13 protein-coding genes and 1 tRNA gene are annotated in these 12669 nt (G+C 61.4%); 6 read left to right on the top strand and 8 right to left on the bottom strand.

Annotated elements, in window-relative coordinates; genetic code table 11:
• Window positions 1-2: 2 nt before the first annotated feature.
• From KHO31_RS04560 to KHO31_RS04550, 3 genes are all read right to left on the bottom strand, one after another.
• A complete protein-coding gene (locus tag KHO31_RS04560; protein ID WP_201070495.1) occupies window positions 3-596 on the bottom strand; it encodes a chorismate mutase in 594 nt (197 codons plus the stop codon).
• A gap of 286 nt (window positions 597-882) precedes the next feature.
• Window positions 883-1032, bottom strand: coding sequence for a hypothetical protein (locus tag KHO31_RS04555; protein WP_028200145.1), 150 nt, complete (start codon window positions 1030-1032; stop codon window positions 883-885).
• 508 nt (window positions 1033-1540) lie between these two features.
• On the bottom strand, window positions 1541-2656 hold the full coding sequence (locus tag KHO31_RS04550; protein ID WP_211622814.1) for an aldo/keto reductase: 1116 nt from the start codon (window positions 2654-2656) through the stop codon (window positions 1541-1543).
• A 130-nt stretch (window positions 2657-2786) separates the two neighbouring features.
• Here KHO31_RS04550 and KHO31_RS04545 point away from each other — a divergent pair, with 130 nt between their 5' ends.
• Both KHO31_RS04545 and KHO31_RS04540 read left to right on the top strand, forming a co-directional pair.
• The gene (locus KHO31_RS04545) at window positions 2787-3698 is read left to right on the top strand and encodes a LysR family transcriptional regulator (RefSeq protein ID WP_236060638.1); all 912 of its coding nucleotides are present in this window, start codon (window positions 2787-2789) and stop codon (window positions 3696-3698) included.
• Between the two features lie 220 nt (window positions 3699-3918).
• On the top strand, window positions 3919-4119 hold the full coding sequence (locus KHO31_RS04540; RefSeq protein WP_201070487.1) for a hypothetical protein: 201 nt from the start codon (window positions 3919-3921) through the stop codon (window positions 4117-4119).
• A gap of 181 nt (window positions 4120-4300) precedes the next feature.
• Here the strand turns inward: KHO31_RS04540 and KHO31_RS04535 are convergent.
• The 5 genes from KHO31_RS04535 to pepN all read right to left on the bottom strand — a co-directional run bounded on the left by KHO31_RS04535 (window position 4301) and on the right by pepN (window position 9210).
• A tRNA-Thr gene (locus KHO31_RS04535) sits at window positions 4301-4376 on the bottom strand.
• 55 nt (window positions 4377-4431) lie between these two features.
• Window positions 4432-5448: a class 1 fructose-bisphosphatase gene (locus tag KHO31_RS04530; RefSeq protein ID WP_201070485.1), complete on the bottom strand. Its 1017-nt coding sequence runs from the start codon at window positions 5446-5448 to the stop codon at window positions 4432-4434.
• Window positions 5449-5569: 121 nt separating this feature from the next.
• Entirely contained in the window at window positions 5570-6019 is a 450-nt protein-coding gene (locus tag KHO31_RS04525) for a HigA family addiction module antitoxin (RefSeq protein WP_201070483.1), read from the bottom strand.
• A gap of 14 nt (window positions 6020-6033) precedes the next feature.
• Complete coding sequence (locus KHO31_RS04520) at window positions 6034-6318, bottom strand: type II toxin-antitoxin system RelE/ParE family toxin (RefSeq protein WP_201070481.1); 285 nt, start codon at window positions 6316-6318, stop codon at window positions 6034-6036.
• A 195-nt stretch (window positions 6319-6513) separates the two neighbouring features.
• Window positions 6514-9210, bottom strand: a complete 2697-nt coding sequence (gene pepN, locus KHO31_RS04515) for an aminopeptidase N (RefSeq protein ID WP_201084714.1) — start codon at window positions 9208-9210, stop codon at window positions 6514-6516.
• Window positions 9211-9426: 216 nt separating this feature from the next.
• On the opposite strand from pepN, the gene KHO31_RS04510 reads away from it, so the two are divergent.
• From KHO31_RS04510 to KHO31_RS04495, 4 genes are all read left to right on the top strand, one after another.
• On the top strand, window positions 9427-10125 hold the full coding sequence (locus KHO31_RS04510) for a DUF4136 domain-containing protein (protein WP_201070477.1): 699 nt from the start codon (window positions 9427-9429) through the stop codon (window positions 10123-10125).
• 758 nt (window positions 10126-10883) lie between these two features.
• Window positions 10884-11615 (top strand): beta-ketoacyl synthase chain length factor, encoded by a 732-nt coding sequence (locus KHO31_RS04505; RefSeq protein WP_211622812.1) that lies wholly within the window; start codon window positions 10884-10886, stop codon window positions 11613-11615.
• The gene (locus tag KHO31_RS04500) at window positions 11599-12393 is read left to right on the top strand and encodes a lysophospholipid acyltransferase family protein (RefSeq protein WP_201070471.1); all 795 of its coding nucleotides are present in this window, start codon (window positions 11599-11601) and stop codon (window positions 12391-12393) included. The genes KHO31_RS04505 and KHO31_RS04500 overlap by 17 nt, the downstream gene beginning before the upstream one ends.
• A complete protein-coding gene (locus tag KHO31_RS04495) occupies window positions 12368-12667 on the top strand; it encodes a phosphopantetheine-binding protein (protein WP_201070468.1) in 300 nt (99 codons plus the stop codon). Before KHO31_RS04500 ends, KHO31_RS04495 begins: the two co-directional genes overlap by 26 nt.
• Window positions 12668-12669 lie beyond the last annotated feature (2 nt).

Genomic DNA, 12669 nt, shown 5'->3' with positions numbered 1-12669 from the left:
AATCAGCCCGTCGCACCAACCCCACCCGCTTCGCACACGTGGCCGAGAGCGCGCGTCAACGCGCTCGAACGGGTCGAATCGTAGCGCGTCAGCGATTTCCAGTTAGCAAGCGATTGCGCCACGCGTGACGGACAATCCTGCGCCGTACGCAGCGGTTGCACGCGCGCGAGTGCGGCCACGAGTGACTGCGTTAGCCGATCCAGCTGCGGCCTTGTGCTGGTGGCCAGGTCGGGCGCGGGGCCTTCGGGTGGCCGCGTGCTGCGCCAGCTGGCAAACAGCGCGTTCTGCACGTCCTTGCTGGCGTCGATTTGATCCTGAAAGAAGGCGTGCGCAAATTCCGGATCGACGTTCGCGGCTACGGCGCGCTTTTCGACATCGGCGAGCAATGCGTTCTCACGCGGCGTATCCGTAATCGCCTGATGGTTCGCCCACTTCCAGCGCGCAACGGGCTCCGCGAGGGCGAGACGCTGCGAAGCCAGTGCGATCAGATTGGTAAGCGCGGTGTCGTCGCCGTCCGCGACGGCGGCGGGAGTGAGCACAAGCGCAGTGAACAACGCGAGCGCACATGACGCTCCAAAGCGGTACGAGCGATTCATGGAAGGCGGGAGTGGCCGGTCGGCCGCGGAAGAAAAACCAGAAGAATAGACGATGCGCGGATCGAGCGGGTACGTCGATTGACCGAACAACTAACGGCCGAAACATTTAAAGACGTCTGCTAGAGACGTGCACCACCCCCGCGCAGGGCTACATCAGCCAGGCGCAGCAATCAAGCATGCGTATCTCGCGCCGCGAAAGCAGCGAAAGATAATCGTAGGGGCGCGTGCGAACCTTCGCCGCGCGCCGGACGCGCGGACGGCGATGCTGCATCGCGCCACTGCACAATTACTTCGAGTCGCACGACTTACGTTGTTCGTCGAAAAAAGCGCGAACGTGCTCAGGCAGTTCGGCACCCAGAAACTCGACGCCAGCGGGTTCAGGATCCGGGCTAAAAACTTTATCCGGGGTCGGAATCTTCGGTGGTTTGGCATCCATGATCTTTCTCCTTTACAAACCGATTATCTGCCTCGGTCCCCGTTTTGCACCAGCGTCTGATGCGGCTCACATGTTCTTTGTTGCTTTAACGGTACAGCCCAACATGGGAATGGAATGTTTGAATAGAATTTATCGGTTGACTGCGAACAGCTGAATTCGCCGCGCTCAATCAGAACCGTTCGATATCCCACGCACTCCCTTCCCAGCCTTCCCCCGCACACCTTCCGCGGATTATCTTTGTTGCATCACAACACCGCCTGTTCATATCTGTTGGTATGAACAAATCACGGTTATTTTTGTGCGCTGCCGCATTGGCGGATTTACTCCGCGTTAGTCCGAACGTTCGTTAATTACCGAGTGGTTCAGGGCGTTTATTCAGCCCCCCAATTGTTGGTAAACGAACCATTGCGCAACTTCGTTGACGAGCGAGAATACTTTTCAGGATATTTTTCGCAAATAAAATGGCGCCGCGTTCTGGACGAAGCGCGGCGCTCGCGGCGAACGATTTTTACGCGCTCGGCGCCGGAATTCTCACGGGGGCGGAATAGGCCGCGGGTTTGTCTGCGACTTCGACCTGTCCGTGAATCCGCGCCTGATGACCGTCTGCAAACATGTAGTACGGGAACGGACGAGCGGGTTCCGACACAGCGTCGAGCCGCGCGATCAATTCCGGCGCGAGCGTGAAATCGAGCGAGCCGAGCGACTCCTGCAACTGCTCCGGCCGGGTCGCGCCGACAATGATGCTCGAGACGCCGCGCTTTTGATGCAGCCAGTTCAGCGCGACTTGCGCCATCGGCCGTCCCGCCAGATTCGCAACCGCTTCCAGTTCAGCAACGATGCGAAAGTTGCGCTCGGTCAGCTTGTCGCATCCCGGCGGCGGCGCGCTCGCCATACTCGCGAGGCGCCCGTCTCCGGAAACGGAGTTTGCCGTTCCACCTTGCGAAGGACGGTATTTGCCCGACAGCACACCCATGCCCAGCGGACTCCAGGGTACGAGCCCCATACCCAGATGGGCGGCGAGATCGGCGAACTCGTTTTCGGCGTTGCGCTCGATCATCGAGTATTCGAGCTGCATCGCCGCGACCGGTTCGAAGCCGCGCCAGTCGGCAAGCGTCTGCGCGCGCCCGGCGAACCACGCAGGCGTATCCGACAGGCCGACGTAGCGGATCTTGCCCGCGCGCACCGCGTCGTCCATCGCGCGCATCACTTCGTCTACCGGCGTGACGCGATCCCATGTGTGCAGGTAATACAGGTCGATGTAGTCGGTGCCCAGGCGCTTGAGCGATCCGTCAAGCGCACGCAGCAGATTTTTGCGATGGTTGCCACCCGCGTTCGGATTGCCGGTCTCCGCGTTGTAGCCGTACTTGGTGGCGATCACGAGCCGGTCGCGCAGACCGCGCGCCGCGACGAATTTGCCGAGCCATTTTTCGCTGGTGCCTTCGGTGTACAGGTCAGCGGTGTCGACGAAGTTGCCGCCGGCGTCGACATACAGGTCGAACAGACGTTGCGCCGATTGTTCGTCAGCTCCCCAGCCCCATTCGGTACCGAAAGTCATCGTGCCAAGTGCGATCGGGCTCACGCGAAGGCCTGAACGGCCAAGCAGATTGTAGCGGTCCATCGTCATATCAGTCTCCTTGAGTGGTCAGGCGGGAAAGCGTTGAATCGATGGGGGCTATCGTGCGCCGATTTTTTCCTTGGAAAAATGCCGTCAGTCTGCAAGGATTATGAAGTGTGACTTAATAATGGAGATCGCGATGGACCCCGCCCAGTTGCCGGCGCTGATGGCGTTCACGTGCGTGGCGCGCCACGGCAGCTTCACACACGCGGCCGCTGAAACCGGTGTGACGGCGTCGGCGCTGTCGCAAAGCATTCGCTCGCTCGAGACACAGTTGAATGTGCGCCTGTTCAACCGGACCACGCGGCGTGTCGCGTTGACGGAGGCGGGAGCGCAGTTTCTCGCGCGCGTGCTGCCTGCGCTGGGTGAGCTGCAGGCGGCCTTCGAGGCGCTCGATGAAACCCGCGATCAACCCGCCGGCACGCTGCGCATCAACTTGCCGAGGGTCGCGAGCGAGTTGTTGGTGCTGCCACATCTGGCCGAGTTTACGCGCCGCTATCCGCAGATCCGTCTCGATCTGACGCTCGACGATGGTTTTGCCGACGTGGTCGGCGAAGGTTTCGACGCGGGCATCCGGCTTGGCGAACGGGTGGCGCAGGACATGGTGGCGGTGCCGCTGGGTGGGGATATCCACATTGTCGTAGCTGGCTCCCCAGACTACTTCGAACGCTATCCAGCGCCGGCGACGCCGGCCGATCTCGCTGCTCACGATTGCTTGCGCTACCGATTCTCGACTAGCGGCGGAATCTATCGATGGGAGTTTGCGCAGCCTGACGATCCGTCGCGCGTGTTCGAAGTCGAGACGCGCGGGAGTCTCGTTACCAACGATTTGCGCACGATGGTGCAGGCGGCGGAGCAGGGCGTGGGTCTCCTGCACGTGATCGACGACTACGTGAGCGAGCAACTGGAAGACGGCAGGCTGGTGCGCGTGCTGGACGCGTGGTGTCCGAGCTTTCCGGGCTTTTATCTGTACACGGCCAGCCGCGTGCAAATGCCGTTCAAGTTGCGCGCACTGATCGATTTCCTGCGGGAGAAGCGCGGAGTTTCGTAGATCTCGCGCGTTGCTTCAGTTTCAGGCCGCGAGCCGTTGCTTCGAATTGATCGCTGCGCGGCTCTCCACGGTGCATCCAGCTTCAACCGATGTGCTGCTCGCCACGATCGTGCCGCCGCCTATCGTTGAAGCAACTATCCGCGGCGCAGAGTGCGGTGGATAACGGACGTGCCGGCACCGGCGCGGAAGATGGCTGTCTTCGCCCATAAGAGAGTTCGCCATGGAAAACGCTGTCTACTGGAAAGGACGTCAGGTCGGTATCGAGTGTGCCGGCCGGATCTTGTGGTTTTCGTCTGCGCCGCAGGAAGCGGTGTTCGCGTACGGCACGAAACCGGCTGAGAACGTGATCGTTGAAGATGCAGTGGTCGCGCGCAATCTCGGTATGACGGCGCGATGCGATCGATTGGATTTTGGCGCATGAGCTTGCGCGGCTGCTTGTTACGATCGCGGTTGGCGTTGAAGCAGCGGCAGTCGCGGCGACCACGACCGAGGCTGAAGTGAGCACCCGCGTATTTCAGAAAGAAGTAGTAGGGGAAAGCAAAAAGCAGCGCCAGAAAGCAAAAAGCCCAGTCACGAGGACTGGGCTTTTTGCTTGAATGTTGTGGTGCCGGAAAGAGGAATCGAACCCCCGACCTTCGCATTACGAATGCGCTGCTCTACCGTCTGAGCTATTCCGGCATCAGGAGAAACGAGATTATAGGGACTTCTTTACGAACTTGGCAAGCCCCTGCGATCACTTTTTTGTTTCGAGATGGTAGCGGGTGACGCGGTCGACTTCGTTCTTCGAACCGAGGAACACGGCCACACGCTCGTGCAGGCTTTTCGGCTGGATGTCCAGAATCCGCTTCTCGCCATTGGTCGCGGCGCCGCCCGCCTGCTCGACGATGAAAGCCATCGGGTTCGCCTCGTACATCAGGCGCAGCTTGCCCGGCTTGTCCGGCGTGCGCTTGTCGGCCGGGTACATGAAGATGCCACCGCGGTTCAGGATACGATGCACATCGGCCACCATCGACGCGATCCAGCGCATGTTGAAGTCGCTCTGGCGCGGCCCCTCCTTGCCTGCCTTCAACTCGCCAATGTATTTCTCGACCGGCGGATACCAGTGGCGCTCGTTCGAAGCGTTGATCGCGTATTCACCCGTTTCGACTGGAATGCGCATATCGCTTTGCGTGAGCACCCACGAACCCAGTTCGCGGTCGAGCGTGAAGCAGTTCACGCCGTTGCCGGTGGTCAGCACCAGCACGGTTTGCGGGCCGTACACCGCATAGCCTGCCGCGACCTGCTGCGTGCCGGGTTGCAGGAACGACTGTTCGGTGGGCTGCTGGCCGTCTGGGCAGCGCAGTACCGAGAAGATCGTGCCGATCGACACGTTGACGTCGATGTTCGACGAGCCGTCGAGCGGATCGAACACCAGCAGGTATTCGCCCTTCGGGTAGTTGGCCGGGATCGGGAAGAACTGTTCCATTTCCTCGGACGCCATGCCCGCCAGGTTGCCGCCCCATTCATTCGCTTCGAGCAGGATTTCGTTCGACAGGATGTCGAGCTTTTTTTGCACTTCGCCCTGGACATTCTCGCTGCCCGCCGTGCCGAGCGCATCGCCCAGCGCGCCTTTGCTGACGTGGTAGCTGATCGCCTTGCACGCACGCGCGACGACTTCGATCAAAAGGCGCAGGTCGGCCGGCAGGTTGTTGGTCTCGCGCTGCTGCTCGATCAGGTACTTCGTGAGAGTGGTACGACGTTGCAAAGCCATTGCTGTACTCCGGGAAGGCTTGAGGAATGTCTCGATTTTAACCGTTCGCTGTGTCGGTTCCGTGCTTTTGAGATGGAAGCTGTCATTCGTTATTGGTTTGCGGACCGAGGATTTCGAAAAATCAGTCCTTCCGCCGTGTCTTGATCTGGCCACGCGCGTCGACTGCCGATCCCCGGCGAGGCGCTGACTGTGGCTTGGCTTCTGCGGCGGTCCCGATTGTCGGCGGTCTTTGCAAAGGCTCGATCTCGCGTTTGATCTGTTCTCCTGCGGCCGCGGTAGCGATGCGCAGGTCGTAAGCGTTCTGAAGATTGAGCCAGAACTGCGTACTCGTGCCGAAATAACGAGCCAGCCGCAAGGCGGTTTCAGCGGAAATGGCGCGTTTGCCGCGCACGACGTCGTTGATGCGCGGGGCTGGCACATGTAAGGCGAGCGCCAGCGCATTGACTGACATGTTCAGCGGATCCAGAAATTCGTAACGTAGGATTTCGCCCGGATGAATGGCAGGGATTTTTTCGCCAGTCCCAATATCCGTAAAATCGATGCTGTCCAAGTCAGCGCGTTTGATAACCACTTCTGGCTCCCGGTCTAGTGATGGTAGTCAACTATTTCGACATTCATCGCGTTGCCCCCGGCGAAGTGAAAACAGATCCGCCACTGAGCGTTGATGCGGATGCTCCATTGGCCGCTGCGTCGCCCCTGCAATAATTCGAGGCGATTCCCGGGTGGGCTATGCAGGTCTTCGATGGTCTCCGCCGCATCGATCAGATGCAGTTTGCGACGCGCCATGTCTTGAATCTGGGGCGGCAGTGAGCGGATAAATTCTTCTTCGAACAGCGCCGCTGTAGCCTTGTCGCCGAATGTCGTGATCATGGGATGGTATAACGCGTCGCGTTAAACGTAAACCGTTAAATGAATGCGTTTACTTTCATCCTGCCAAGGCGACATGAACAGTCGTCCAGACGGCTAACGTTGACGTCCGCACGCCGCCTCATGGCGAGATTCAGGACGAAAAAAAGCCGGCAACACGTGCCGGCTTTCGATGCAGGAAGCAATTTCAAACGATCATCACGCCAACGCTTTCTCCACGATCTCGCGCACGTCGCGCGATTTCACCTGCGACGCCACTTTCTCCAGCGCCGCGCGCATGCCGTCGCGCAGCGTCGGCGTAAAGCGGCGCCACAGTTCCAGCGAACGGGCGAGGCGGGCGGCCACTTGCGGATTGATGGCGTCGAGCGCGATCACCTGGTCGGCCCAGAACGCGTAGCCCGAGCCGTCTTCAGCGTGGAACTGCGCGGGGTTCGCGGCGCAGAAGCTGAAAATCAGCGAGCGCGCGCGGTTCGGGTTCTTCAGGTTGAACGCCGGATGCGCCATCAGCTTGCGCACGATCTCGATCACCGGACGCTGCGCGCTGCCGCGTTGCGTGGCTTGCAGGGCAAACCACTTGTCGATGACGAGCGGCTCCTTCTCGAAGCGCCGGTAGAAGTCGTCCAGCGCCTGCTGCGCTTCAATGCTGCCGCCATTCGCCGCCGCTGCATTGAGCAATGCCGAGAGCGCCGCCGAGCGGTCGGTCATGTTGTTGGCGGCGTCGTATTGCGCGGACGCGAGGCGCACTGCTTCAGCCGGATCGTCCAGTTCCGCGAGATACGACAACGCAAGATTCTTCAACGCACGATGGCCGGAGGCTTCCGGCGTCGCTTCATACGCACCCGGCGTACGGTGCTTTTCGTACACGGCGAGCCAGTCCTTCCTGAGCGCGTTCGCGAGACGCTTGCGCACGAACTGCCGTGCGGCGTGGACGGCAGCCGGATTCGATTCCGCCATCTGTTCAGCCAGATACGCTTCCGACGGCAGCATCAACGCCAGTTCGCGGAATGAGGGCGAGAGCGTTTCGTCGGTCAGCACGCGGGCGAACGCGGCGACGACCGAGTCGTCGAGCTGCAGCGGCACGCCCGTCGCGGCGCGTCCAGCGAGGGTCAGCAACTCGCGCGTGGCGAGCCGTTGGCCGGCCTCCCAGCGATTGAACGGATCGCTGTCATGCGCGAGCAGGAAGGCGAGCTGGTCAGCCGAATAGTCGTATTCGACGATCACCGGCGCCGAGAAATTACGCAGCAGCGAAGGGAGTGGTTCTTGTGCGACGTTGACGAACGTAAAGGTCTGTTCGGTCTGCGTGAAATCCAGCACGCGTGTGGTGGAATCCGAAGCCCTGGTTTCGCCTTCCAGTTGCAGTGAGAGGTCGCTGCCGTCCTTGCCGATCAGACCGATCGCGAATGGAATCAGCAGCGGGCCCTTTTGCGTTTCGCGCGCGGCCGGGGCGGCATCGCCATAACCTTGCGCGAGCGTCACGCTGTAGCGTTGTTGCGCGGCGTCGTACCTCGTGCGTACCGAGACGCGCGGCGTGCCCGCCTGGCTATACCAGCGCTCGAATTGTGCGAGATCGCGGCCGTTCGCATCAGCCAGCGCGTGACGGAAATCGTCGCAGGTCACGGCCTGGCCGTCATGACGTTTGAAGTACAGGTCCATGCCCTTGCGGAAACCGTCGCGGCCGAACAGCGTCTGATACATCCGCACGACTTCCGAGCCCTTTTCGTAGACCGTCATCGTGTAGAAGTTGTTGATCTCGACGTAGCTTTCCGGACGCACCGGGTGCGCCATCGGACCCGCGTCTTCGGCGAACTGCATCTGGCGCAGCACGCGCACGTCTTCGATGCGTTTGGTGGCGCGTGCGGCTTCGTCTGTGGCGCCGCCCGCCATGTCAGCCGAGAACTCCTGATCGCGGAACACCGTCAGACCTTCTTTCAGGCTCAGCTGGAACCAGTCGCGGCACGTCACGCGGTTGCCGGTCCAGTTGTGGAAGTACTCATGGCCGACCACCGCCTCGATGTTCGCGAAGTCGGTGTCCGTTGCCGTTTCGGGGTTCGCCAGCACGTACTTCGTGTTGAAGATGTTGAGCCCCTTGTTTTCCATCGCGCCCATGTTGAAGTCGCTCACCGCGACGATCATGAAGCGGTCCAGATCCAGTTCCAGCCCGAAGCGCGCCTCGTCCCAGCGGATCGAGTTGATCAGCGAATCCATTGCGTGACGGGTCTTGTCCAGATCGTGTGGCTCAACCCACACCTGCAGCAGCTTTTCCTTGCCCGAGCCGCTCTTCACGCGTTCTTCGAGTGCGACCAGCTTGCCCGCGACGAGCGCGAACAGATAGCTTGGTTTCCTGAACGGATCTTCCCAGCGGGCGAAATGGCGGCCGTCCGGCAGATCGCCTTCTTCGAGCAGATTGCCGTTCGACAGCAGCACCGGATAGTCGGCCTTGCTGGCGCGCAGCGTGACCGTGAAGGTCGCCATCACGTCAGGGCGGTCGAGGAAATACGTGATGCGGCGAAAGCCCTCGGCCTCGCACTGCGTGAAGAAGTTGCCGCCCGACACATACAGGCCCGACAGCGTGGTGTTCTCCGCGGGATTGCAGATGCTGGTGATCGTGAGTTCGAAGTGATCCGGCACGTTGCTGAGCGTGAGGCCGTGCTCGTGCGCATGCGCGTTGTCGAACGGGGCGCCGTCGATCGTGGCGCTGACGAACTCGAGTTGTTCGCCCATCAGTTCGAGATTCGAGGCGTGGGACGCGTCCGGGTTGCGGCGCACCCGCATCGTGTTCCTGACGACGGTGCGTTCGGGAACCAGATCGAACTCCAGTGCGACGGTGTCGATCAGGAAGGCGGGCGGCGCGTAATCGGCGCGGCGGATCACATTGGGCGTTGCGGTATCGGCCATGGCGTTCTGTAGTGATGGGACTCGAGCCGTCACGCGTGCTTATGGCGCGCGAGCCGGGCTTGTCGAGCCATTGTACAAAGGCTCGGCGGATCGTGCGGAGCGAACTTTTTACCGAATTGCCTGGTCAGCGTATTATCGGGGCCGCTCGGCGCATCAAAGCGTGCGCACGAACCGACCCGCTCAAGAATGGCGAAAACAGGCATCACGAGGTAGACCATGAAATTCGATCGATGGACCCGCCGCGCCACGCTGCTGCTGGCCACGTTGACGGTGTTGCTGTCCGGCTGTACGACCTACGTGACCTCCCAGGTCACGGCGTTCTCCGACTGGAGCGGCAACGACGCCACCCGTACCTATGCCTTCACGCGGGCGGCGGATCAGCAGAACAATCTCGAACTCACCACGTACGAACGCCTGGTCGGCAACGAACTTGCCACACACGCGTTCCGTCAGGTCGACACCTCCCAGGCGCGTTATCTGGTCGGGTTGTCGTACGGGATTCGCTCGGACATGGTGACGGTCGCGCAGCCGGTGTATTACAACCCCTGGCCGGCGCCGTATTGGGGCCGGCCGTTCGATCCGTGGGGGCCATGGGGCGCGTTTCCGACGGCTTATGTGAACCAGAGCTACCCGATCTTCACGCATCTGCTCGGCGTGCGCATCACCGAGCGCGCCAGTGGCAAAGAGGTCTATAACGTGACGGCGCGCAACTCGGACGAAGAATCGTCGCTGGTGAGAGCGATGCCGTACCTGGCACGCAGCGCGCTGGCCGACTTCCCCCTGGGCAACGGCGTGGTCCATACCGTCAAGATTCCCGTCGACAAGAACGGCGGGGTGTCGAACGAAGTCGCGACGACGGGCGCCGCGCCCGCGGCTGCGCCGGCCTCGGCGCCGGGTGCGAAGGTCTTGCAATAAGCAGTACGCCGGCACGGCGAACGGCATACGCTGCGGCGCAACAAAAAACGGCCCGGCAGGTGATCCTGCCGGGCCGTTTTTGCTTCGCAACCCGCATAAAGCACGCGCCGAGCGCGCCGACGCAGGTGTGATCGACAGGGTAGCGGTCTGGACGCCGAGAATGATTGGTACAAGTCTGCAAAAGCGCGCCGCCGATTCCTCGCAAAAATAGCACTGCGGTAAGCGCCCGTAATTCGTGCGTGCGATCTGAGCGACACACCGCAGCACTCAACAGATAGGGCCCGAAGCATTGAAGTGTTCCCAAACGAAACACTCGCTTGGAAAGTTAAATGAAAGTATTTGTGTCTATTTGTGGGTGCGGCAGCGTCCGCCTGGGCCGCAAAGCTGTGCTGGCAGCGACTTTCTGGCCCTGTCGCAGGTTGTGCAAAGGCCGCCAGGCCTGCATTTTGGCGCTGTCCAGTCACCCGTCGCACCAGCGATACGGATACAGATAGATACGTCTTTTGTGGCTGAATTAATCCAGAATATTCAGTATGATTCCGGCGACCATAGGGAGCCTTTGCCAATCCATCAGACTAATTGGCAAAGGCGCCTAAATAATCAGGGCCAAGTGCCGTTAAATCGCTGGACCCCATATAAGAAGATTGGATTGACCCCGGCTGGAGATTGTCGTTCCGCGCGGCGCGCAGACGCTGTGACGGCTGCGTATTCCGTCAGGCGCCCTCAGCCCCTCCTTGCTTCTACGCGCGAACACCGATATGCCCGATCTGCACTGGACCATTCCGGTCGCTCGCTGGTCTAGCTGGCCTGCTGCCGCATCTGCCGCACCCGATATCGGCTTTATCGAGCCGATCGTGCGGCGTCGCCTGAGCACGCTGTCCAAGGTCGCCCTGAAAGTCGCGCACGATTGCGTGACGCAGGACGAAGTTCGGGTCGTGTTCGCTTCACGCCACGGCGAATTGCGGCGCACTACGGACATCCTGCGCACCATCAGCGCGGGTGAGCCGGTCTCGCCGACCGCCTTCAGCCTGTCGGTGCTGAACGCAATGACCGGGGTGTTCGGCATTGCGCGCGGCGATCGTTCCGCTGCCAGCGCGATCTCGGCCGGCGCTGAGACGCTCGGCTACGCGCTGCTGGAAGCGTACGCGCAATACGCAACGCAGCCCGGTTCGCCGGTGCTGCTGGTGTACGCTGACGAACCGGCCGATCCGGCGTACGGCACAATTGAGGACGAAGTGCAGGGCGGCGCAATCGCGATCCTGCTGAATGGCGAAGCAGCGGCGGGGCAGTTGGTCTGCACGACGTCCGGTGCAGGCGGGCCGGAGCCCGAGGCCGGGCAGGAGGCAAGCCGCGCAGGCCGGGAAAGCGCGGACGAAAGTTTCGCGACCCAGAGCCAGGCGCTGCTGCACTGTCTGGAAACGGGCGGGCCTGCCGTCTGGCAGGGCGCCGGCGCGGCCTGGCATTGGAGGTGGCATGAACGCGCGGCTTGATTTTCTTTGGCGGTTCTGCGCGACGGGTATGGCCTTCGTGGTGTTCGGCATCTGTGGCGTGCTGTTTTCGGTACTGGTGTTCCCGCTTGCGTGGCTGTGGCCGCATCGGGCGTCGCGTCAGCGCACGGTGACGACCGTGATCCACTGGTTCTTCCGCGCGCTGGTCGCGGTATTGCGGCGCATCGGCGTGATGGAGCTCGAGGTAACGGGCGCCGAGGCATTGCGCGCCGGTGGCCCGACGATCGTGGTCGCCAATCACCCGACGTACCTGGACGTGATGGTGCTGTTGTCGCTCACGCCGCGTGCCTGTTGCGTCGTGAAAAACGCACACTGGGGCAACCCGTGTTTCTGGGGAATCGTGCGCTCGGCGGAATATGTGAGCAATGCCGACCCCTCGGAGCTCGTCGAAGCCGGCGCCCGGCAGCTCGCAGCGGGCTATACGATGATTATTTTTCCCGAAGGCACGCGCAGCCCCGCGCCGAACCGGCTGCACGCGTTTTCGCGAGGTTTTGCGCACATGGCGTTGAAGGTCGGCGCGCCGATCGTGCCGGTGCTGATGGATTGCGATCCGCCGGCGTTCACCAAGCAGATGCGCTGGTACGACGTGCCGGCGCGCGCTTTCCGGATGCGCGTGAACGTGCTCGAGCCGCTTGGCGTCGAGCAGTTCGCGGACCCCGACACTTCACCGTCTCTCGCGGCGCGCAGCGTGACCAGCGCCATCGAAGCACACATTACTCAGCACCTGTTCGATTATGGATTCTTTAAAACTGGAAATTAAACAGCTTCTGATCGAAGCCCTCGATCTGGAAGACCTGAGCCCGGCCGATATCGACGACGACGCACCGTTGTTCGACACCGACGGCATCGGTCTCGACTCGATCGACGCGCTCGAGATCGGCATCGTGCTGCGCAAACAATACCAACTGACCATCGCAGCGAACGACGAACGCACCCGCGATCACTTCCGCTCGATCAGCACGCTGGCCGCGCTGGTCGCGAGTCAACGCGAAGCGGTGCACGCTGTGAACGAAACCGAAAAAAAGGGGGAGTAAAT

The sequence above is a fragment of the Paraburkholderia domus genome, from assembly GCF_905220705.1.
In the GTDB taxonomy this organism is placed as follows: domain Bacteria; phylum Pseudomonadota; class Gammaproteobacteria; order Burkholderiales; family Burkholderiaceae; genus Paraburkholderia; species Paraburkholderia domus.
Note: the sequence above shows the minus strand (reverse complement) of the source record. Positions and strands in the feature narration are given on the sequence as shown.